This is a genomic window from Janthinobacterium sp. 1L-D-8-B-C4 (genome assembly GCF_057291295.1).
Genome location: NZ_JBXAVX010000017.1, coordinates 24,081 through 44,582, shown reverse-complemented (window position 1 = coordinate 44,582; position 20,502 = coordinate 24,081). Strand labels below are relative to the sequence as shown.

Below are 20,502 nucleotides of genomic sequence, written 5' to 3'. Positions count from 1 at the left end.
CCTTAGCGCCGATCCGAACGGGAAGGACGGCGACGCGCCACCATGCTGGCCACTGCCAGCAGTGCGTGGGCACCGGGCACGGCCATCAGTCCGCCCAACATCAGAACACCATCAACCCACACGAGCCAGCTGCCGCGTTCAAACGCAGTGACCGGGACCAGGATCGGCACAAGCAGCGCGATGGCGACAGCGCCGATGGCGGTCCACACGTACACCTTGCTCAAGCTCGAAAGAACCTTGCGTGGTGCTTGCCCCCCGCAACATTTCCGCCTGTGCTCCCACGTGCCAGCGGTTATGGCCAGCAGCGACGCCCACACGAACCCGGGCATGCCGTTCAGCCCGGTGTACAGCAATCCCGCCGCGCCAGTCACGGCAGCCAGCATGGCGGCCGATCGCACTACATCGTGGGTTGTAATCATCAGCTCGTTGTGCATACCACCTCCGCATGAAAAAAAATGGGCTTTTCAAGACATGGAAACAATACTTGAGGACATTTATTTTCTTTTAATGCAATTTAATTGGCCAAATCAATAGCTTTTTGATGATTTTACTTCCTTGACATGCAATCTTCTTTGACTAAACTGGCTTTCAATGCATATTTTAACAAAATTTCATTTATTTAGCTTTTTGCCATGGTGATCGCAGATGCGCCAGTTCCCCACCACATGCCACCGCGCCAAGGTTCGCAGCGCCGCCGCTGCGGGCGCTGCGGTTACCGTCGCGATGCTTCTTGCTGTGGACACACTGGCAGACGCTTCGCCCATCCCGTCCCAGTGTTTCGCGCGGGCAAGCGAGCGTTTCAGGCTGACTAGTCCGGATGTACTCCGCGCCATTGCGCAGCAGGAGTCGTCTGGCCGCTGCATCGCGCGCCACCCCGCCAACGCCGACGGCAGCTACGACATCGGCTGCATGGGCATCAACAGCAGCTGGCTACCCACGTTGCAAAAGAAGTTTGGTCTGAGCGAACAAGACCTGTACGCCCCTTGCATCAACGTCCACGTCGGGGCTTGGATTTTCGCCAAAAACGTCCGCCAGTACGGCGATTCATGGCAAGCGCTCGGTGCCTACAACGCGAAAAGCGAATACAAACGGATTGAATACGCATGGAAAATTTACAAACATCTTTCCCCCGCACGCTAACGCTGTGCGCGCTGCTGCACCTGGCCGGCTGCGGGAGCATACCCGTTGCGATGACCGAAACGGCGCCGGTACCAAAGCCGACGATGCTCGGCATCACCCAGGTTGGGAGCGGGCAGGCGACCCGCTACGTCTACTGCGACATCGGAAGCTGCCCGGCCCCCACCGCAAAAACACTGGCAAGCGCACCCCCGCTCGCGCCGGTAGCGATGGCAACCATGCCAGCTCGCACGTTGCCGGCTGAGGTCGACATCGCCTTCCCATTCAATTCGTCGCTAGTCAGCGACGGCGACCGAAGCGTACTGGAGCGGGCTGCCACCGCCCATCCAGGAGCCAGTGTCGAGATTACCGCCCGCTCAGATTTTGTGGGGCCGCCCGTCGGCCAGCAGATTGTGATCGCGGCGCGCGCCAAAGCGATGCGCAGCATCGTCGCGCCCCAGACCCAGGACGCCCGTTTCATCGAGCGTCACGAGGTAGCCGGCCCGCAACGGGTTGCCCAGGCCGAACAGGCCAAGCAGCGGCGCGGATCGGTGCGTTTCAACCCGTCCATCGATGTGCAACCGAAAGGAATCTCAAAGTGAACGCTATTCTCCAAACCTCCACCCCCTCCCGTAAAACGCTGGTCATCGCCACGATGCTCCTGATGGTGATCATGGCACTGATGGCCACCGCTCATGCGGGCGTCACCGGTGTCGAGTTCCAGCCGACCTATGACCTGATCATCGGCTGGGCCAAGGGCTACCTGGGCAAGATCTTCGCGGTAGCAGCCTTCCTGATCGGCGCTGGCTTCTCTGCGGCGCGCCAGAATCCGATGCCAGCCATCTTCGGCCTGGTCCTGGCACTGATCATCGGCTTCGGCCCGTCGCTGATCGAGTCCATCCTGACCGCCACCGTCTAAGGGGCCACCATGGACTTCGCCATCCCCTCGAAACACGACGAGCCGCCCAAAATGCTGTGGTGGGACTTTGACCAGGCCACGATTTTCATGCTCTTCGTGGTGTTTGGCATCCTGTCCGGCTTTCTGTTCCTGGGGGTGGTGATCGGTGTCTGGACCGCTCGCTGGTACAGCAAGAAAAAGGCCGGCAAGCACCGCTACTACGTGGTGCACATCCTGTACTGGTACCTGCCGAGCCAGATCATCTTCCCGTTCCCGCCTCTGCCGCCATCCTCCATCCGCGAATTCATAGGCTAACCATGGACAAGAATTCCTACCTCGGGCAGCTCGAAGTCGAGCAAAAGAAAAACCGCGACCTGCGCTGGCTGCTCGGCGGAGCCATCTTCGTGATCCTGGTGATGGCGAGCACTATCCGCGCGCAGACGGGGGAAACCAAAACGGCCTTCGTCCCGCCCGAGATTACCAGACCGTTCTGGATCAGCAGCGAGGACGCCTCGCAGTCCTACTACGAGGACCTGGCCCAGTTCATCAACGGCCTGTCGCTGAACGTCACGCCCGAGACCGTGAAACGGGCGTGCCAGCAGTACCTGACCTACGTGCTCGACAAGGACCGCGACGCGTACAGGAAAAAATGCGATCTGCAAGAGGCCAGGGTCAAGCGCGACGGCTCTACCTCCATGTTCTCGGTGAAGGAAATCAATACTGACATGAAGAACCGGCGCGTCGCCATTGGCGGCGACCTGGTCACGATCATCGCCGGCAAACCTTTCCCTCCGCGCCGCCAGACCTACGTGATCGACTTCGTGCATTCCGGGGGCCGTTTCTATATCACAAACCACCATGAGGCTGACAATGCTGATCCCTTTGCTGAGAAAAAATAGCCGCAGCACGCTTTCCGCGGCGGCACTGGCGATAGCCCTGTCCGGTACCGCCGGCGCTGTCGGCGCCGTCCAGATCGTCGAAGGCGGCGACGGTAGCACCATCTATGCAAAGCTGTCGAAGCAGGAAATGACGCGGCTCGCAGTCGAGCACGGCCGGATCGCCTCGCTGCGTGTGCGCGAGGGTGAACTGGGCATCGACGCCGACGAAGACACGGGACAGGTCTTCCTGACCGTACCCGACGGCGCCAGCAAACCGATCAATGGATTCCTGGTCACTGACAACGGCAACACCTACACGCTCGTGCTGCAGATCGTCGACTCGCCGGCGGACTCCATTATCGTCAAGCAACCAAAGGCGCGGGCTGCGCAGACACGCAACGACTTCCAGTCCACCAGCTACGACAAGGCCATCAGGCGCCTCGTCACGCTGATGGCGAACGACGAACTGCCAGACGATGTCCAGGTCAAGCAGTCCGGCCGCAAGCTCGACCTGTGGCAAGAAGCTTCCATGACACTGGAGACGCAGTACTTCATTGGCGACATGGTCGGGGAGCGCTACACCATTGCCAACGTGTCGCAGGCCGCCATGGTGTTGGACGAGCGCGAGTTCTACCGCAAGGGGGTCAGCGTCGTCGCCTTGGATCAGCTCAATCTCGCGCCTGGCGCGTCGACCCGCCTCTACGTGGTGAGGGAGAAGGCCCAAAATGAATGAAATTTCCCCGACCAACCGTGCTCGGCGCAAGCAGTACCTGCTGCTGGCCGGCGTCCTCATCGGCATCATGTCCATCGCCTCGGTGGGCGTGTATTTCACTTCCGACTCAGCACCCGCGTCAGGGGTGACGCGCAAATCCGACATCAAGACCAAAAGCTACATCGCCCCCGGAGAAAAGGTCGACCCGCAGGACGCATGGCGGGGCGTGTCCGATTCGCGCCTCACCACCATGGAGGCCAAGCTCACCGCCCTGGAGAATGAGAATCGAATTCTCAACTCCCGACTTTCCGGCGGCGCAGCAGCTGCTGCTGCTGCTGCTGGCGGCAAGTCGCCCGAACAGATGAGCGACACCGATCTCGATCGGCGCCTGGCCGAATACGAAAAAAGTGTCGACAAGCCCAAGTCGAGCTACCCGGGCGGAACCCCTTCTGCGCCGGTGGCCGGCCAGGCCCCGGCGCGTGCACCGCAGCCTGGCGCCGGCCAACCGGCGCCGCCGCCAAGTCCCAAGAGCGCTGCGCCAGGCGCCAGGCGCGACGCGCAGCCATTTACCGGCGGGATCTTGACCGTGAAAATGGCACGCCCGGTCGACCCCTCAAAAGGTGGCCCGACGACCACCTCGTCCGCTCCAGACCAGAAGCGCCACGTACGCACCGCGCAAAACTACCTGCCTGCCGGCATGTTCGGTCACGCCAAGCTGCTCTCCGGCCTCGATGCGCCGACCGGCGGGCAGGCGCAGTCGAACCCCCATCCAGTGCTGCTGCAACTGATGAACCTGGCCATTTTGCCCAACCAATATCGCTATGACTGGGCAAAGTGCCTGATCGTCGGCGCCGGTTACGGCGAACTCAGCAGCGAACGCGCCTATATCCGTACCGAGTCGCTGTCCTGCGTGTCGAAGGATGGCAAGGTCCTCGATGTTCCCATCAAGGGTTTCATCGCCGGCGAGGATGGCAAGGCCGGCATGCGCGGACGGCTGGTCAGCAAACAGGGACAGGTGCTGGGCAACGCCCTGCTCGCCGGCGTGGTATCGGGCATTGGTACCGGACTGGAACGCTCTTCGACGATCCAGTCCGTCTCGCCACTCGGATCGACAAGCACCATCAAGTCAGGCCAGGAGTTCCAGTCCGGCATTGGCGCAGGGGTCGGACGTGCGCTCGACCGCCTCGCCAACTACTACATCCAGCTGGCTGAAAAAATGTTCCCGGTAATCGAGATCGACGCGGACAGGTCCGTCGATGTCGTTCTCACACAAGGAGTCACTGTCGATGTCGAATCCAAACCAGAATAGTTTTCGCGCGCGAAAGCAGCTGATCGCGCCCTCCCTGTCCGCCATCGGCGTGATCATCGCGGGCATCGTCGCTGCCAATTCCGTGACCGCCGCAGAACCATCCTCCATACTTGCCAAGCAGGAGCTTGCGACCTCGCATGCGCCCGCTTTGGCGTCCCCTATCACTGATCCCGCAGCGCCGTCGGCACCATCAACGGCAGGCGACCCAGCGACAGTCGCCCTGCGCCAGACGCTGACCCGCCTCTATCCCCACACCCGATTCGGCGATATCCAACGCTCCGCCATCCCTGGCATATGGGAGGTGTGGATGGGTAATAACGTCGCCTACGTCAACGATGAGGGACGGCACTTCATCTTCGGCCACCTCTACGACATGCAGACACAGACCGACCTGACGGCGGCAAAGAAAGAGCAGGCCAGTGTGCAGGCGGAAAGCGCTCGGCCCCGGATCAAGTTCACCGACCTGCCGCTCGGCGACGCCATCAAGGCCGTTCGCGGCAACGGCCAGCGCAAGATGGCCGTGTTCTCCGATCCCCACTGTCCGTACTGCCGCCAGCTGGAGCTCGAGCTGGCCAAGCTCGACAACGTCACGATCTATACCTTCCTGTACCCGATCGAGTCAATGCACCCGCAGGCCGCTTCGGTGGCGCAGTCGATCTGGTGTGCGAAGGACAAGAGCGCCGCATGGCGGCAGTACATGACAACCGGCAAAAAGCCCAAGGTCATCCGCTGCGACACACCGATCAACCGCAACGTCGCGCTGGCCAACAGCGCCGGCATTTTCGGCACGCCATACCTGCTCTTCGCCAACGGCACTCAGGCGCCCGGCGCCATGCCGGCAGCCGCCCTCGAGCAACGACTGTCCAGCAACTAAGGAGGACACCATGATCGTACGCCTTGCCCTACCCCTTGTCAGCGCCGCCGCGCTGACCGGCTGCATCTCGATGTCGGGGCTGACTGACAGCACGAAATTCGCCTGTAAGGCCCCCGCCGGCACCACCTGTACTTCCGTGAGCGGCGTGTACGCCAACTCATCGCTGAACAATGGGCCCGCGCGGCCGGTCTCGCAACAGGTCGATACCAGCGGCGTGCCATCGTCCGCAGGCGCAACCGCGTTCCCTGTGCTCGCCGCCGGAATGCCTATCCGCAGTCAGCCGCGCATGCTCAGGATCTGGATGGCGCCATGGCGCGACGAGGACGACACGCTGCATGATCAGGCCTACATGTACGTGATGGTCGATCCAGGACAGTGGCTTGTCGAGCGCAGCCGCGACGCCACGGTGCAAAAAACCATGACACGCCTGCAACCGCTCGGCAAGCCGCGCATTGCCGCAGCGGCGTCCAGTCAACCCGACCAGGCTGCAGCCGGAGAACCGCTGGCCAACGGCCGCAACAACGCGCAGGCGCAGCAGTCCGCCCGTGAGGCTGCTGTGGTGCCAGGCGCCCCGGAGGATGTGAAATGAACATGCATACCGCCCTCAAAACCTTGTTCAGCCCGCTGCGCGATATGTTCAGCTCTCAGGAAGAGCAGCCCTACCAGCCGACGCCGCTGCGCGCCATGCGCGAGATCACCAACACCGAGAGCTTTCGTTCCATTCTGCCGCATTGCGCGTACGACGAGGTCGATGGCTTGTTCGTGCTCGACACCGGCGAGCGCGATCCGAAAGGGCACAGCGACGCGCTAGGCATGGTAATTGAGCTCACGCCGCAGACCGGCGCCACAGAGGAGATGATCAACGTGCTCGCACCCATCATCGCAGGTGCGCCCGGCGGCACGTTCATGCAGTTCAGCCTATACGGCGGCTCACGCATCATCGACCGCATGAAGCTGTTCGCGCTGCTGCGCGACACTGATGTGCTCGAATCGCAAAGTGACGGCGAGCGGCGCAGCAAAGGACTGTTTCGCGCCATGGCGCGCCGCCGCATCGATTACTACCTGCGCGGCACCGCCAAACGCCTTGTTCCGCACATTCCATTTCTGGTGCGTGACTTCCGACTGGTGCTCTCCATCTCGCGCCACTGCGACCCGCGCGACCTGAAGATGATCGAGGAGTTAATGCGGATGCGCGACGGCGTCCACGCAACGCTCAAGGCCGCAAGCTTCGACTGTTGGAACTGGAGTCCGACCGATCTGATCAACTGGTGCTACGAGCTCACCAATCCAAACAAACTGCTGACGCGCTCGGCGCACTACAAGAAGACCTACGATCCCGGGCGCCTGATCCGGCATCAGATCGTTGACCAGGACACGGTCTGCACCCCAACCAACGACGGCAAGTCGCTACGATACGGCTTGCCTGGCGAGGCCAGTGAGGTCCATAGCCGGCTATACAGTGTCACGGGGTACCCGAAGGACTTCCCGTTATGGGGCATGGGTAACCTCATCGGCGACTACTACCATGGGCAGCTCGGCTATCCATGCCCGTTTGTCATCACCATGGGCATCCTGGTACTGGAGCAGGCCGACCACAAAAATGTCGCCCAGATCAAGGGAGCGCGCGCCACCACCAACGCCAGCTCGCAGATGGCGCGCTTCCTTCCGGAATTCCAGGACAAGAAACGCGACTGGGACACGGTCAACCGTTCGTACGCCGCCGGCATGGGTGAGGTCGACATGTATCACCAGGTATTGCTGATGGCGCCCCCCGCCGAGATCGAGGCTGCCGAAACCGCCACCCGTTCGATCTGGCGCTCGCGCGGCTTCAACCTGGTGCCGATGCAATACATGCAGGTGCCGGGCATCCTGACCTCGCTCCCGCTGGGCTTTACGCCCACCATGCAGAAGTTCTACAAGCGCAAGGGACTCAGCTGCCGCAAGACCAGCCTCAACGCCGTCAATCTGGCGCCCCTGATCGCCGAATGGAAGGGAACCGCAACGCCTGTGCTGAACCTGATCGGGCGGCGCGGTCAGCTCATGAGCATCGACCTGTTCGACAACAAAGGTGGCAACTACAACTTTTCTTGCGCGGCGTCGTCCGGGTCCGGCAAATCTGTCCTGGCCAACGAGATCGCCTCGTCCTACCTCGGCGTGGGTGCCAAGATCTTCATCATCGATGTCGGCCGCAGCTACGAGAAGATTTGCCGCCGTTACGACGGGGAGTACATCGAATTCGTCAAGCGGCCTGACTTCCGTATCTGCGTCAACCCCTTCGACAACATCGTCGACATCATTGAAGACATGGAAATGATCAAGCCGCTGGTGGCGCAGATGGCCTCGCCCTCCGGCACGCTGACCGACCACGACCGTTCGCTCATCGAGATTGCGATCATCGAAAAATGGGCCGAAATGGGTAATCTGATGGAAATCACCGACGTTGCGGAGGCGTTAAAGAAGTGCAAGGACCGCAACGCCCGACGGTTGGGCGACCAGCTGTTCCCATATACGCGTGAAGGCATGTACGGCATGTACTTCACCGGCAAGAGCAATGTCGATTTTAGCAAAGACCTGGTAGTCCTGGAACTGGAGGAGCTCAATTCCAAGAAGGACCTGCAGAGCGTCATCCTGTTCATCATGATGTTCCGCATCACCCAGGCGATGTACCACGACCGCCGCGATCGCAAAAAGATCTGCATCATCGACGAAGCATGGGACCTGATGGACGGCGCCAACTCCGGCAAGTTCATCGAGGTGGGCTACCGCCGCGCCCGGAAGTACGGCGGCGCGTTCGGCACGTTGACACAATCGGTGATGGACTACTACAAGAACCCGGCGTCCCAAGCGGCGCTGGAAAACTCTGACTGGTTGTTCCTGCTCAAACAAAAAAAGGAATCGATCGAGCAACTTGACCGCGGCGGAAAGCTCAAGCTCGATGAAGCCACCAAGCGCGTGCTGCTGTCGGTGAAAACCGAGCAGGGCCTGTATTCGGAGATCTACATCAATTCGCCCATGGGCGCCGGCATCGGCCGCCTGATCGTCGATCCGTTTACCTTGCTTGCCTATAGCACCGACCCGATCGACTGGAATGAGATCCAGCAATATCGCGATCAGGGTCTCGACGTCACGGACGCGATCAACGCCGTCCTGCAGGAGCGCGAGGAACGTGCGGGGAGCCCGGCATGACCTCTGTCCGTACTGACTTATTGTCGTCCCCTTGGGCGATCGCAGGCCTGTGCCTGGCGTCGGGCGTGATTGTCGCCATCGCGTTCATGACTTTGCCGCGGCTCAAGCACCAGAGCCACGAGCGCTTCGCCGTGGTCGACCTGGCATCGGTGGTGCGCGCTCACCAGAAGAAGGCAGTCGCGTTGTTGGCCGCCAAGGGTGCAGAGCAATCCGCCAGGACGGCCGTACTGGCCCAGACCCACGACTTCGGCCAGCAGCTTGACCACAGGGTACGCGAATTGAGCGATGAGTGCGGTTGCGTACTGCTGATGCGGGAAGCCGTCGTGGCCGGAGATCTGGAGGATCTGACGCCGGCGCTTATTTCCGGGTTGGACAGAAAGTGAGGAGCATATGCGTATATCTTCCATTCCCCAATGGCGCTATGTCATGCATGTCTTGGGCCTGCACGCCCGGCGTCGCTGGTGGCTGTACGGGATAGCCGCCGCAGCCTTCGCCTGGTGCGACACCCACTATCGCGTTGCGCTCAACATGTCAAACAGCATGCCGCAGTCCATGTATCTCGTCGTGCTGGGATCGCAGCCGACCGGCGTCGGGGATTTCGTCGCCTTTGAATGGCAACGCGACCAGTTCTACCGGCGCGACTGGACCTTCATCAAACGCGTGGCCGGCGTGCCTGGCCAGGCAGTGACCGTCAGCGGCCGCAACGTCTATATCGACGGCAAATCTGTCGGGCATGCAAAAACGGTGAGCAGCCACGGCGTCCCGCTCGATCCGATCCCACCAGGCGTCATCCCCCCCGGCTACATCTATGCCACCGCCACCCATCCGGACAGTCTCGACAGCCGATACAGCGTTACCGGCCTGATCCAGTCGTCCCGCATTATCGGGAAAGCATATGCGATTTTCTGACACGCTCGTTTTCGTCGCTGTCGTGGCCTTTGCCGTCGCCTTGCCACACGCAAGCGCAGTCGACTACGGCAAGATTGGCACTACCTACGAGATCACCGAAGCCGATATGCTGGAGTGGATCGAACAGCGCGTAACCGCAAAGGTGGCCAGTGGCGAAGCGCTGCGCTACCAGCAGCAACAGGCAGAAAAGATCAAGCGCAAGCTGCTCAACCCGGAGCCGCTGCGCAGCGTCACGCGCGCTGCCAGAAACCGCACGCAGTATTACGACCCGACGTTCACGGTGGAGGAGAACATTGTCAACGAGCGCGGCCAGATCCTCGTTGCCGCGGGTACCACAATCAATCCGCTGAACCGAATCGGCTTGTCCCGGCCACTGGTGTTCTTCGACGCCCGCGACAAGAACCAGGTTGCCTTCGCCAAGCGCTTTCTCGACTCGCGCGAAGGCCTCGCCAAGCCAATCCTGGTGGGCGGCAGCTACTTCGAGCTGATGAAAAAGTGGGACACCCCCGTCTACTTCGATCAACAAGGTGCACTCATCCGGAAACTGGGCATCCAGCACGTGCCGGCAATCGTGTCGCAGGAAGGCATAAGGTTAAGAATCGATGAAATCGCTCTTTAAACTGCTGGCCTTGTTGATGGTCGTGCTCTGCGCATGCCATCCCGCCCTCGCCGCCTCCAACGTTACCTGCACCGGCAAGTTCATGAACCCGATCACGGACATCTGCTGGTCATGCATTTTTCCCATCAGCATCGGCAGCACCACGATCCTGCAGATGGGCCAGGAAGACATCGAGAACGTCGGCACGCCGGTCTGCTCTTGCGGTCCCCCGCCCCTTGGCAAGGTCGGCATCAGCATCGGCTTCTGGGAGCCTGTCAGGCAGGTCGACGTCACGCGCACGCCATGGTGTTTCACCTCTCTCGGTGGCGTCACCATCGGCGCCGGCATCGCGCCCAGTCCGTCCGTGGGCCAGGGCAACCGTGCACGCCGTTCTTCCAATACCTCTCTCTATCAGGCGCACTGGTACGTCAATCCGGTGTTGTACTGGCTCGAAGTCCTGTCTGAGACCAGCTGTCTGGAACATGGCGGCCTCGACATCGCCTACGTCTCGGAACTCGATCCCTCCTGGAACGACGACGATTTGGCCGTCATCCTCAATCCGGACGTATTCCTCTTCGCAAACCCCGCCGCGCAGGCTGCCTGCGCCGCCGACTGCGTCGCCGCCACTGCGGGATTCCCGCTATCGCCAATGCACTGGTGTGGCGGCTGTCAGGGTTCGATGTTCCCGCTCAACGGCCATGTGCAGTCCCACGTTGGCGGAGTGCAAGCTTCATCCCTGATCATGCAGCGCTACGCCATGAAACTGCACCGTGAATTCCTCGCATTCGCCGGCAACGGTACTGCCGGCTGGTGCGGCTTGTACCCGGCGCCGGTACTCGACAAGCGCATCTACAAATATTCAATGCTATATCCGAGCGCCCAGGGCAAGGGACCCGACGGTCGTTGCTGCCAGCCGTTGGGGCGCACCACGCATGTATGGAGCGCGGGCAAGGAGTACCCAATCAAGGGCGAAGATTTCGCATACATGATGTATCGCAAGCGCAACTGCTGCGAACGTATTTACGGCTGGATCAAATAGCCCCCAACCGCTGGAGGAGACCATGAATAAAGCAGTGCAACCTTCACGCGCGAAAGCCGCGCTCCTGCTGGTGATCTGCACCTGCACGGTGACGCAAGCGCAGCAGTTGCCGAGCGATACCGCGATCGCGCGTGAATCCGTCAAGCAAGCGCCACGAACGGAGGCTGCCATTTCCAAAGCAGAACGCCAGTCGCGGCAGTTGTGGATGCCGGTGCCGGACGTCGGCCGCCCTCCTGTCCTGTCCGTCCCGGACCCGGCGGCTATCGCCAAGCGCTACCGATCCGATCAGCGTCCTGATGCTGGCCTATTCGTGCTCGTGTCGTTGACGATGCCACCGGGCTCGCTCGACCGCCTTGCGGCACAAGCGGGCAAGGCCGGCGCCACCCTTGTGTTACGGGGCATGCTCGGTGGCTCGTTTAAAAAGACCACGGAGTTAATTGCCGACATCATTCGCAAGCATCCAGAGGCCCAGTTTCATATTGACCCCACGCTGTTCCGGCGGTTCAACGTCGTTCAAGTACCCACCTTCGTGCTGACTGTGCGTCCGGAGGACGACCAGACCTGCGGCCGTGACTGCGATGCCAACAACACATTCGCGCGGGTGGCTGGCGACGTATCGCTCGACTACGCTCTGGAGCACCTGAGTAAACAGGTTGACTCGCGCTTCGCGCACCTGGCCGGAGAGCGGCTCAAGCAGATCCGGGGGCAGCTGTGAAGTGCCCATTCAAGTTGCTATTACTTATCTGCCTGCACGCAAGTGCCGGCTCGGCAATGGCCCAGACAACGCAATCCCAGGCGTTCAACGACGGCAAGTCGTATAGACCCGCCAACACGGACATCAAGAACGGTATCAACTCCGGTGCAATGGCCCATGTTCCGGGTCAGGATACGGGCACGACGAACGGCCTGGCAGGTTTATACGGTACGAATCTGACAGCGCCCGGTCAGGAAAAGATCGCGGCCTGCGCCGCTTACGTGCCCGGCAGCGACGCCTATAAAAATGCCGAATGCGAAACCGTCAACTACGTGGTCGGCAATCCGAGCACCAAGCCACACTACACCATCGGCAAGCTCAATGATCCACTCATCATCGAGAGCAACAACGTTCGCAACACCGCCCAATCCCACATAGCCGGTATGTCCGGATTGAGCGGCAACTATACAGGGTGCATCAACCAGACCACTAATCAGCCTGAGCGATATGATACGGAGCGTTGCCAGGTTGGCCGTCCCGTCACCGAGAACCAGTGCAGTGCCACACTAACGGTCACCTATACTTGGCAACGCCTCGCCGGCCAGGCCGGCGCCGACCTGCGCTATGGGTATTGCGACGCTGGCCAAGTGCGCGGAGACAGACTCAGCATCCCCTACGCGAACGCCTACCGCACCGAGGCGGGACCATGCTTAGCCAACGGCCATGGCACCGGCGTCGAAACCCAGATATGGTACAGGGACTGCTCAGGGAACGAGGTCCGGCACGGCTATGACGCCTCGGCCTGTAGCGCACCGCCGACGCCGGCTGTCTCCGATCCATCTCGTCAGCCGATCCGGTCGTGCACGGACGCACCGCGCACCAGCGCGAACTGCTTCACGCCGGGTGGCACCTTCAGGATACACGTGCACGTCCCCGTCTTTCAGGATCACTGGGACAACAGCGCATGCGCCGAATTGGATGGCAACGGCGCCGTGATTGTCAACTAGGAGCCAGCATGCGCACATTTCTCTTCCTGGTCGCCCTGCTCTGCTCTGTCGAAGCGCTCGCTGCAAAGTCCTGCGGCATCATCAGCCAGGCGTGCAGCCCCGGGCCGGCCACTGTCACGATTGATGGCATGGAAGTCGTCAGACCCTGCTGGGAGCGCACCACCCGGTACGCCTGTATTGAGGACAGCATGTCGACTACATGCGGTTCGGCGATCACCAAGGGCTGCACCGTTGCCAGCACCGCCTGCGACCAGGGCGTAACCATCAACGGCGTGTTCCAGTGCATCACCGAACACAGGGAATACGCCTGCAAGGTGGCCTCCGCCACCAGCAACACGGTCGCCAACTGCGGCGGCCAACAGTTCTGCATCGAAGGCAACTGCTTCGACACTGGCACCGTGCCCGATCCGGACTTCGCCAAAGCAGTGACTGGCCTGGAGATCGCACGCGAAGCTGGCGTATACGTGGATGAGTCTACCTTTCAGGTCTTCAAAGGCCAGGATAACCGATGCTCCAAGAGCGTTCTGAAAAACTGCTGCAAGGGCGCTTCCTCGCCCACCAACGGACTCACCAACCTGGCCATCGCCGGCGGCAGCGCCTATGCGTTCGACGTACTCGCTGGTGGCGGCATGAAATCAACACTCGTCATCGGCGGTTTCGATCCAACTTCGTTTGCGCTCGCTATCGCGGTCATGGTGGTCCAGCAAATGCTGACCTGCGAAAGCGACGAGGTGCTGGTGGCAGTCAAGCGCGACCACCGCCTGTGCCACTACGTAGGCGAATACTGCTCGAAGAAAATCAACCTGCTGTTCGCGAAAATCTGCGTACAGCACAAGGAGACTTATTGCTGCTTCAACAGCAAGCTCTCCAGGATCATCAACGACACTGCGCGTGTCCAGCTGCCCGGCGTGAGCTGGGGTACACCGCAGTCGCCATCCTGCCAGGGTATCACCATCGCACAGTTTCAGAGCATGGACTTGTCCACCGTTGATTTCAGCGATTTTTACGCCGACATCGTCCCCAAGGGGCCGAACCAGAGCGAAGTCTTGGACCGCGCGGCGGACAAGGTCAAATCCTACTTCGGCCATTAGGAGCCCGTCATGAAACGCGTACTGCCTCTCATCCTGTTGGCGGCATCGCTCTCTGCCTACGCCCAGGAAACCAAAACCCCGCCCCAGCTGGTGCGCCAGGCCCTTGACGATGGGCGCGCCGCCGGTACGGTTGGCGGCCCCGTCGCCGAGGAAACCCGCCGCCGCCTCAATGCGACCGGTACCCTGCAACTGGTGGTACAGCGCCTCTACCTGTTCCAGCAGCCCGATTGCGGGCGCGTCCAGCTCGATTTCACCCAGGACGCCGCGCTGCTTCCCGGCACCGCCATGCCAGCCCCCTATCGATGGTCGACCCAGATGAACATCTGCGCCGACGGCTATCCTCCATCCACGTTGACACGGAGAAGCAAATGAAGATCTTGGTAATAATGCTGTTACTGGCGCCGGCAGCGGCACGCGCCGCCGACGCGCCGCCGACCGCGCAGTCCTACTGGGGATCGTCCTCATGGTCCGATCCGGATCGCGGCTTCCTGTGGTACGCGCCGCCCAGGCCGCACAAGACCGAGGAGATGCCTGTCAAGCCCGAAAGTAAGTCCTACGCACAGATGACCAACAAGCAACTGGGCAAGGAAATCGAGCGCCTCCTGGCTGTGGCGGTAGAGCAGCAGAGTCCGGAGGCGGTCAAGCAGTACCTGTTCCTGCAGCAGTACGCCATGGATCGCGCCAGCCGGTTCTCTGACGTATTCCGCAGGACCGTATGGACGACGCCCGAACTTGACTACAGCCTGCGCAGTCGGCCAACCAACGCCATGGCGATCGCCTCCTACGACGCGCAACGCGATGGCAGGCGCACAGCAGCATCGGAACAGTTGGCTCAGACGCATGGGCTGTTTTTCTATTTCCGTGGCAAATGCACCTATTGCCACCAACTGGCGCCGATTCTACGCATGTACCAGCGCAACTCCGGCGTCGAGATCTTCCCTGTCTCGCTCGACGGCGGCACCCTTCCCGAGTTCCCCAATGCAAAGCTGGACAATGGCTCGGCCGCCAACCTGAACGTCTCCACCGTGCCGGCCGTGTTCTTGGCGGACAAGCGCTCCGGCAAAGTTCAACCGGTCGGCTACGGCCTGATGTCGCTGCAGGAGATCATGGAACGCGTCTATGTCCTCACTTCCACCCAGCCTGGTCAGGAGTATTAATATGATCGCCAAGAAAGTCATCGCCTGCGCCGTAGCCGCAGCGACTCTGAGCCAAGCGGCCAACGCTGGCGACAACGGCATGCAGCAGCTGTTTGACGACATGGGTGCCTTCGGCAATGTCACCGGCCCCGGCGCCTACCGGGCCCAGGGGATGAATGTCGTCACCGGCGGCAACCTCTTCATGCGCACGCCACAGCGCAACTACAACCCGGGCAGCGTCACCTTGCCCAGCCTGAAGATGGGCTGCGGCGGCATCGACCTTTACGCCGGGTCATTCTCGTTCATCTCCAAGTCGGAGCTCGTGAGCATGATGAAGAACATCGGCTCCAGCGCGGTTTCGTACGCATTCAAGCTGGCACTCGATTCGATCAGTCCGCAGATCAACAAGACTCTGACCGAGCTGCAGCAGACCGCCCAGGACCTCAATGCCATGAACATCAATTCCTGCGAGGCAGGCGAGGCCGTGGCACGAGGCGTGGGAGGGGACTGGCAGCGTTCCGCACAGTATTTCGCCAAGGTGACGGCGCCGGTTACCGGGCTGTTCACCGACCACAGCGAGGCGCGGGAGGCTGTCCAGGGTGATAACGCCAAGGTCAATGCCGCCATCTCCGCCGTGACCGATCCCGCCACCAGGGCACAGGTCCAGCCCGGCAATATCGCCTGGCATGCGCTGTCGCGGCTGGCCGGTCTGGACGTCGACGACCGCAAGATTTTAATGGCCCTGTCTGGCACGACCATCATCTCCTCCGATCAGGCGGCCGATCAGCCGCCACTGTACAAAGAGCCAAAGGCCATTACCATCCAACAGTTCATCCGCGGCAACCAGAATGGCAAGCTGCCAGTCTACGGCTGCGTCGACAGTACCACGCCGGAAGGCTGCCTTGTGCTTTCCGATGATGAACTGGCAGTAACGCCTTTCGCACAGAAGGTGGAGGCGAAACTGCTGGCGATCGCCGACAAATTCAAGAACAACATCGCGCTTACCACCGACGAGATCGCCTTCATCAATATCACTGGTTTGCCGGTCTACAAGGCGCTGGCCGTATCGACGGCCGCGCCCAACGTGGGCCTCGACACGATCTGGATCGGCAAGTACGCCGACCTCATCGCTGCCGAATACGCGTACCAATACATCGTCCAGGCAACGCATCAGATCAAGCAAGCCTATTCCCAGGCCTCATCTGGTGCCCCGGCCGTCGCAAGCAATGACATGAAGACCATGGCAGCCAACGTCGACCGCTTGCGCACGGATGCCCGCGAGGAGGTGCGACTGGCCTACTCCAAGGTCGAATCGGTCAACAGGATCGCCGAGGAAGTGATCTACATGGAGCGCAATCTCATGGCGAGCCTGCCCGCCAATCTAGCCGGCAACCTGCGCTTCGCCTCCGCCGGAAAATAACGGGAGCTAGCAATGGCCAGTTTCGATGTATACGCCTATTTCAATGTCGACCAGCTGGCTACGCTGATGGATGGCATTGCGGCCATCACAGCCAGCGGCGACTTCCTCGATGTGTTCCGGCTAGTGGCCATGCTCGCCTTTCTCGTCTTCATCGCGGGCATGGCAACGGGCAAGTCGCAGGATCCTATCGAGTTCTTCAGATGGCTGCTGCTGATCGTCATGATCCACTCCTTGCTATTGATCCCCAAAGCGGACGTGGTCCTGATCGACAGAACCGGCACCTCTCCGCCCACGGTGCGATCGAATGTGCCCATCGGTCTCGCCTTCTTCGCCTCGGTCACCTCGCACGTGGGCGACACGCTGACGCGCACGTTCGAAACAGTCTTCGCGCTGCCCAACGACCTGCAATTTCAAAAGAACGGCATCATGTTCGGCAATACCGTACTGGTCGACACGCTGCAGACGGTGCCAACCAATACGTCGTTCAGGGACGACCTGATCTCGTTCATCAACAGCTGCACCTATTACGACATCATCAACGGCCGCATTTCACAAGATGTTTTCGCGCGCACGGATGACGCCTGGTCCATGATGTCCAACACCTCCAATACGCTCAGCGCGCGGATGTCGACTTCACCGACAGGCAGCATGGTATGCGCCACCGCCTATAGCGACCTCACCACTCGCTGGAGTAGCGAGATCACCCAAACCATGCAGACGCGCGGCCGCGTACTCAATCCCCATGCGATCGACAACCTGGCGGCCGGCGCCGCCCTGAGTTCCCAGATCACCAGCACCTACACCCAGCTGACCAATATCGCCAAATCGGCCACCGACATGCTGCGCCAGAACATGACACTCAACTCTGTACGCGACTCCCAGATGGTTTCGGCACAGCATCTGGACGCCCCAAGCGCCGCGATCGTGGCCGCCGCGCAGTCGCAGGCCGAGATGACGGCCAACACGAATTACCTCACCATGGCGCGTGTGGCTGAAAGGGCGGCGCCCGTCATCCGCAACGTGATCGAGCTCATTTGCTATGCCGTGTTTCCTTTGGTGATACTGTTGCTGGTCGTCGCTGGCGAGCACGCCGGCAAAATACTCAAGGCGTACGTGATGTCGCTGGTGTGGGTTCAGCTGATCCCGCCTTTATACGCGATCCTAAACTTCGCCATGACGACTGCCTCCCGCTCTACGCTGGTTGGCATCGCCGAGTCAACGACAACGTCAGCCGCCGTCAACCTGGTCAACATTGGCCAAATGAGTCAGCGCGGCCTGTCCGAGTCTGCGCTGGCCGGCTATCTGACTCTGTGTCTGCCGCTGATCGCATATGCCCTGGTCAAAGGCGGTGACATCGGCGGCTCGGCCCTGTTCAACGCCGCGATGAGTCCGTCGAAAGGCGGTGTAGACGCCTCGGCTAGCAGCATTGGTGTCGGCAACATCAGCCAGGGAAATGTCTCCCTCGATACAACCAGCAGCAACAACGTCAACGCCAATCATTATGATACGGCTCCTTCCATGGCGTCAGGATTCAGCCGGGTCAGCGGCGCTGCTGGAACCTCCATCTTTGGCCAGAACGGTGAGTTCCGCTTCCAAGGTAACCAGAGTACGCTGGGCCTGAGCGCAAACTTCGGCCAGAAGATTGGCAACGCCCTCAACAGCGAAGCAGGCCAGCGGGAAGAATCGGCGATCCGCGAGACGGCCGCCGCGACACAAATGCGTACTGCAGCGCTGATCGAGCGTATGGGTATTGTCAAGGCTTTCTCCGACCAGCACGGGACCCACAACCTGCAAGACGCCTCCCGCGCAACTCGCTCAGGTACCGCCGTCTCTGATCTGCAGCAGATCGCTGAAAACGTGAATAAAAAGCTCGGCTTGTCCGCCAGCAGCTTAGTCGGGCAGCGTATTGTCGGGACGCTGGCCGCCGGCGGCAAGGCGTCGGTGGAAGCAACGATCGGCGGCGGACTGGCCTCCATTCTCCCTGTATCAGGTAAGGCGTCCATCAGCGCCGAGACCAGCATTAACAATCAGAAGATCGACGACGCCAGCAAACAGAAAGCATTCGATGCGGCCGTGGGCTATGCCAGAGATCAGCTGCATAGCCGCAATGTAACAACCGAGCATGCCCTCTCTTCGGACTTCCGCACCTCCGAGGCCTACCTATGGGGCAAGCAGAACCGCAGCGAGTCGGTCAAAGGAGAGGAGGCGGCGCTCACCAGCGCAACCCAGCACACGCGCAATGCCGAATCGGCGCGTTCCCAGGCGTTCTCCCTATCGCAGCAGGCGAGCACCGTGCAGGAGCAATGGCTGCACTCGTCCATGGACTACACCGGTTATCTGGCGGACCGATTGCATCAGGACGGCAAGCTCGACGCGTTCAATATGTTGTACCAGACCACCCCAGACCAGGCCGCACGCATGGCGGCCGCTTACCTGGCCGAGACCAACTTCGACGCCATGCCGACACCGGCGCGAGTTTCGACCAATCTGCAGGATGTCCAGGATCGCTCTCCGGTCTTGTCCGGCAAGACAATCGAGGGCGAACATCGGCGCCATGAAACCAAGGCAAGCGACGGCACCGCTTCGGCGTACCGCAAACACCAAGCTGCGGCAAAGGCCCAAGGCTACCAGCAGGGCGATGTGGCAAACGAGGTAGAAGCGAAGGTAGAGGCGGCAGTGGACGCGAACATGCAAATAATAGGACGCCAGCAAGACGATATCGTGCCGGCCAATGAGAAAGGTAAAAGTGAAGTCGCTGGCCAGCTGCGGCGCGACGCTCAGATCCCGGGCTTGAGAGGGCCAAGTGAGCAGCCTGGCGTCGGCAGTGTCGCCGATCAGCACGACAATGTGTACCGTGATTTGTTCAGGCCGTCAGACCAAAAAAAACCTCAGCCTAAACCACATAACGAGAAACAAGGAGACGATAAGCCATGAATGAGCTCGGTTTGATGCGCATTGGCGTGCTGCTTGCGCTCGCATGCATGGGCGCAATCCGCTGGATAGACCATGCCGAAACGCAGAGCCGGCGCCTCCATGCCGATGCGGTCTTGCGCCGGCATGGCTTGAATACCGAACAATATATTGCCTCCGCCGGCGAACATGACTTCGAATTGATTTTGGCGCTCGATGAAATCAGCGGATGTGGGCACATCGTGCTCGATGCGAAAGGTGACGTGGTCGGGGCGTTGTGTCAGGCCGTTCAAACCAAGCGCTATTTGAAAGTCGTGACTGACCGATACTACGATGACTTTCGCGCGCGCAACTAATTGGAGCTACCGACACGTGAGCACTGAGCAAATCCTGTTTTCCCGGCAGACTAGGTGCGGTACCTGCATACACTGATCGAGCGCTTGCCTGTACCGCAAACGCGAGCGCTGCTGCAGGCGGCCAGGTGGCAAGTCACTGAGCGAACCAGCCATCACCCCATGGTGCTCGGCTCGGTGCGCGACATTCTGGCAGGACAGGACGGGCAATCCGTACGGCAATGGCGTACCCCTCACTCGTTAGCTTTGGCCAGGATCGAAAATGCCAAGCCTAAACCATGAGCAGCTCGCGGCCAGCGGGGCGGCCTGGTTGAAGCGGAACGGTTTTCTGGCGGTAGCGAGCAACCTGTCCGCACTCGGATGCCGACAACG

At 60.8% G+C, this 20,502-nt stretch carries 23 protein-coding genes; 22 read left to right on the top strand and 1 reads right to left on the bottom strand.

All coding sequences use genetic code 11. From position 1 onward, the window contains the following. Positions 1-2 precede the first annotated feature (2 nt). Entirely contained in the window at positions 3-434 is a 432-nt protein-coding gene (locus tag AC0Z42_RS24595; RefSeq protein ID WP_485470773.1) for a hypothetical protein, read from the bottom strand. Positions 435-645: 211 nt separating this feature from the next. Between AC0Z42_RS24595 and AC0Z42_RS24590 the strand changes: the two genes are divergently transcribed. From AC0Z42_RS24590 to AC0Z42_RS24485, 22 genes are read left to right on the top strand one after another with little or no spacing between them, the layout of a single operon-like run. Next, positions 646-1,140: a lytic transglycosylase domain-containing protein gene (locus AC0Z42_RS24590; RefSeq protein ID WP_485470772.1), complete on the top strand. Its 495-nt coding sequence runs from the start codon at positions 646-648 to the stop codon at positions 1,138-1,140. Then, positions 1,104-1,718, top strand: coding sequence for an OmpA family protein (locus AC0Z42_RS24585; RefSeq protein WP_485470771.1), 615 nt, complete (start codon positions 1,104-1,106; stop codon positions 1,716-1,718). The genes AC0Z42_RS24590 and AC0Z42_RS24585 overlap by 37 nt, the downstream gene beginning before the upstream one ends. Further along, the gene (traA, locus tag AC0Z42_RS24580) at positions 1,715-2,035 is read left to right on the top strand and encodes a TraA family conjugative transfer protein (protein WP_485470770.1); all 321 of its coding nucleotides are present in this window, start codon (positions 1,715-1,717) and stop codon (positions 2,033-2,035) included. The genes AC0Z42_RS24585 and traA overlap by 4 nt, the downstream gene beginning before the upstream one ends. A 9-nt stretch (positions 2,036-2,044) precedes the next feature. Next, positions 2,045-2,329 (top strand): type IV conjugative transfer system protein TraL, encoded by a 285-nt coding sequence (traL, locus tag AC0Z42_RS24575; RefSeq protein WP_308925844.1) that lies wholly within the window; start codon positions 2,045-2,047, stop codon positions 2,327-2,329. A gap of 2 nt (positions 2,330-2,331) precedes the next feature. Continuing rightward, positions 2,332-2,913 (top strand): TraE/TraK family type IV conjugative transfer system protein, encoded by a 582-nt coding sequence (locus tag AC0Z42_RS24570; protein WP_308925845.1) that lies wholly within the window; start codon positions 2,332-2,334, stop codon positions 2,911-2,913. Beyond that, positions 2,885-3,625 (top strand): type-F conjugative transfer system secretin TraK, encoded by a 741-nt coding sequence (locus AC0Z42_RS24565; protein WP_485470769.1) that lies wholly within the window; start codon positions 2,885-2,887, stop codon positions 3,623-3,625. Before AC0Z42_RS24570 ends, AC0Z42_RS24565 begins: the two co-directional genes overlap by 29 nt. After that, entirely contained in the window at positions 3,618-4,913 is a 1,296-nt protein-coding gene (locus AC0Z42_RS24560; RefSeq protein ID WP_485470768.1) for a TraB/TrbI/VirB10 family type IV secretion system protein, read from the top strand. Before AC0Z42_RS24565 ends, AC0Z42_RS24560 begins: the two co-directional genes overlap by 8 nt. Further along, the gene (locus AC0Z42_RS24555) at positions 4,891-5,787 is read left to right on the top strand and encodes a DsbC family protein (protein ID WP_485470767.1); all 897 of its coding nucleotides are present in this window, start codon (positions 4,891-4,893) and stop codon (positions 5,785-5,787) included. The genes AC0Z42_RS24560 and AC0Z42_RS24555 overlap by 23 nt, the downstream gene beginning before the upstream one ends. A 10-nt stretch (positions 5,788-5,797) precedes the next feature. After that, positions 5,798-6,376, top strand: a complete 579-nt coding sequence (locus AC0Z42_RS24550; RefSeq protein WP_485470766.1) for a TraV family lipoprotein — start codon at positions 5,798-5,800, stop codon at positions 6,374-6,376. Beyond that, positions 6,373-8,973, top strand: a complete 2,601-nt coding sequence (gene traC, locus AC0Z42_RS24545) for a type IV secretion system protein TraC (protein WP_485470765.1) — start codon at positions 6,373-6,375, stop codon at positions 8,971-8,973. The genes AC0Z42_RS24550 and traC overlap by 4 nt, the downstream gene beginning before the upstream one ends. Beyond that, the gene (locus tag AC0Z42_RS24540) at positions 8,970-9,356 is read left to right on the top strand and encodes a hypothetical protein (RefSeq protein ID WP_485470764.1); all 387 of its coding nucleotides are present in this window, start codon (positions 8,970-8,972) and stop codon (positions 9,354-9,356) included. The genes traC and AC0Z42_RS24540 overlap by 4 nt, the downstream gene beginning before the upstream one ends. A 7-nt stretch (positions 9,357-9,363) precedes the next feature. Continuing rightward, positions 9,364-9,882 carry a S26 family signal peptidase gene (locus AC0Z42_RS24535; RefSeq protein WP_485470763.1) on the top strand — a complete coding sequence of 173 codons (519 nt, stop codon included), beginning with the start codon at positions 9,364-9,366 and terminating at the stop codon, positions 9,880-9,882. After that, positions 9,869-10,501, top strand: a complete 633-nt coding sequence (traW, locus tag AC0Z42_RS24530; RefSeq protein WP_485470762.1) for a type-F conjugative transfer system protein TraW — start codon at positions 9,869-9,871, stop codon at positions 10,499-10,501. Before AC0Z42_RS24535 ends, traW begins: the two co-directional genes overlap by 14 nt. Continuing rightward, positions 10,485-11,519: a conjugal transfer pilus assembly protein TraU gene (traU, locus tag AC0Z42_RS24525; protein ID WP_485470761.1), complete on the top strand. Its 1,035-nt coding sequence runs from the start codon at positions 10,485-10,487 to the stop codon at positions 11,517-11,519. Before traW ends, traU begins: the two co-directional genes overlap by 17 nt. Before the next feature lie 22 nt (positions 11,520-11,541). After that, positions 11,542-12,234, top strand: coding sequence for a type-F conjugative transfer system pilin assembly protein TrbC (gene trbC / locus AC0Z42_RS24520; RefSeq protein WP_485470760.1), 693 nt, complete (start codon positions 11,542-11,544; stop codon positions 12,232-12,234). A gap of 56 nt (positions 12,235-12,290) precedes the next feature. After that, entirely contained in the window at positions 12,291-13,220 is a 930-nt protein-coding gene (locus AC0Z42_RS24515) for a hypothetical protein (RefSeq protein ID WP_485470759.1), read from the top strand. Between the two features lie 8 nt (positions 13,221-13,228). Next, positions 13,229-14,311 carry a conjugal transfer protein TraN gene (locus AC0Z42_RS24510; RefSeq protein ID WP_485470758.1) on the top strand — a complete coding sequence of 361 codons (1,083 nt, stop codon included), beginning with the start codon at positions 13,229-13,231 and terminating at the stop codon, positions 14,309-14,311. A gap of 9 nt (positions 14,312-14,320) precedes the next feature. Further along, positions 14,321-14,683 (top strand): hypothetical protein, encoded by a 363-nt coding sequence (locus AC0Z42_RS24505; protein WP_485470757.1) that lies wholly within the window; start codon positions 14,321-14,323, stop codon positions 14,681-14,683. Next, positions 14,680-15,468, top strand: a complete 789-nt coding sequence (locus AC0Z42_RS24500) for a conjugal transfer protein TraF (RefSeq protein WP_485470756.1) — start codon at positions 14,680-14,682, stop codon at positions 15,466-15,468. Before AC0Z42_RS24505 ends, AC0Z42_RS24500 begins: the two co-directional genes overlap by 4 nt. 1 nt (position 15,469) lies before the next feature. Then, a complete protein-coding gene (locus AC0Z42_RS24495) occupies positions 15,470-16,867 on the top strand; it encodes a conjugal transfer protein TraH (RefSeq protein WP_485470755.1) in 1,398 nt (465 codons plus the stop codon). 12 nt (positions 16,868-16,879) lie between these two features. After that, positions 16,880-19,801, top strand: a complete 2,922-nt coding sequence (locus tag AC0Z42_RS24490) for a conjugal transfer protein TraG N-terminal domain-containing protein (protein ID WP_485470754.1) — start codon at positions 16,880-16,882, stop codon at positions 19,799-19,801. Next, a complete protein-coding gene (locus tag AC0Z42_RS24485; protein WP_485470753.1) occupies positions 19,798-20,133 on the top strand; it encodes a hypothetical protein in 336 nt (111 codons plus the stop codon). The genes AC0Z42_RS24490 and AC0Z42_RS24485 overlap by 4 nt, the downstream gene beginning before the upstream one ends. Positions 20,134-20,502: the final 369 nt, after the last annotated feature.

Bases quoted from the DNA above. Each gene is read 5' to 3' on its own strand.
- AC0Z42_RS24595 (WP_485470773.1), bottom strand. From the start codon at position 434: ATGCACAACGAGCTGATGATTACAACCCACGATGTAGTGCGATCGGCC.
- AC0Z42_RS24590 (WP_485470772.1), top strand. From the start codon at position 646: ATGCGCCAGTTCCCCACCACATGCCACCGCGCCAAGGTTCGCAGCGCC.
- AC0Z42_RS24585 (WP_485470771.1), top strand. From the start codon at position 1,104: ATGGAAAATTTACAAACATCTTTCCCCCGCACGCTAACGCTGTGCGCG.
- traL (WP_308925844.1), top strand. From the start codon at position 2,045: ATGGACTTCGCCATCCCCTCGAAACACGACGAGCCGCCCAAAATGCTG.
- AC0Z42_RS24570 (WP_308925845.1), top strand. From the start codon at position 2,332: ATGGACAAGAATTCCTACCTCGGGCAGCTCGAAGTCGAGCAAAAGAAA.
- AC0Z42_RS24565 (WP_485470769.1), top strand. From the start codon at position 2,885: ATGCTGATCCCTTTGCTGAGAAAAAATAGCCGCAGCACGCTTTCCGCG.
- AC0Z42_RS24560 (WP_485470768.1), top strand. From the start codon at position 3,618: ATGAATGAAATTTCCCCGACCAACCGTGCTCGGCGCAAGCAGTACCTG.
- AC0Z42_RS24555 (WP_485470767.1), top strand. From the start codon at position 4,891: ATGTCGAATCCAAACCAGAATAGTTTTCGCGCGCGAAAGCAGCTGATC.
- AC0Z42_RS24550 (WP_485470766.1), top strand. From the start codon at position 5,798: ATGATCGTACGCCTTGCCCTACCCCTTGTCAGCGCCGCCGCGCTGACC.
- traC (WP_485470765.1), top strand. From the start codon at position 6,373: ATGAACATGCATACCGCCCTCAAAACCTTGTTCAGCCCGCTGCGCGAT.
- AC0Z42_RS24540 (WP_485470764.1), top strand. From the start codon at position 8,970: ATGACCTCTGTCCGTACTGACTTATTGTCGTCCCCTTGGGCGATCGCA.
- AC0Z42_RS24535 (WP_485470763.1), top strand. From the start codon at position 9,364: ATGCGTATATCTTCCATTCCCCAATGGCGCTATGTCATGCATGTCTTG.
- traW (WP_485470762.1), top strand. From the start codon at position 9,869: ATGCGATTTTCTGACACGCTCGTTTTCGTCGCTGTCGTGGCCTTTGCC.
- traU (WP_485470761.1), top strand. From the start codon at position 10,485: ATGAAATCGCTCTTTAAACTGCTGGCCTTGTTGATGGTCGTGCTCTGC.
- trbC (WP_485470760.1), top strand. From the start codon at position 11,542: ATGAATAAAGCAGTGCAACCTTCACGCGCGAAAGCCGCGCTCCTGCTG.
- AC0Z42_RS24515 (WP_485470759.1), top strand. From the start codon at position 12,291: ATGGCCCAGACAACGCAATCCCAGGCGTTCAACGACGGCAAGTCGTAT.
- AC0Z42_RS24510 (WP_485470758.1), top strand. From the start codon at position 13,229: ATGCGCACATTTCTCTTCCTGGTCGCCCTGCTCTGCTCTGTCGAAGCG.
- AC0Z42_RS24505 (WP_485470757.1), top strand. From the start codon at position 14,321: ATGAAACGCGTACTGCCTCTCATCCTGTTGGCGGCATCGCTCTCTGCC.
- AC0Z42_RS24500 (WP_485470756.1), top strand. From the start codon at position 14,680: ATGAAGATCTTGGTAATAATGCTGTTACTGGCGCCGGCAGCGGCACGC.
- AC0Z42_RS24495 (WP_485470755.1), top strand. From the start codon at position 15,470: ATGATCGCCAAGAAAGTCATCGCCTGCGCCGTAGCCGCAGCGACTCTG.
- AC0Z42_RS24490 (WP_485470754.1), top strand. From the start codon at position 16,880: ATGGCCAGTTTCGATGTATACGCCTATTTCAATGTCGACCAGCTGGCT.
- AC0Z42_RS24485 (WP_485470753.1), top strand. From the start codon at position 19,798: ATGAATGAGCTCGGTTTGATGCGCATTGGCGTGCTGCTTGCGCTCGCA.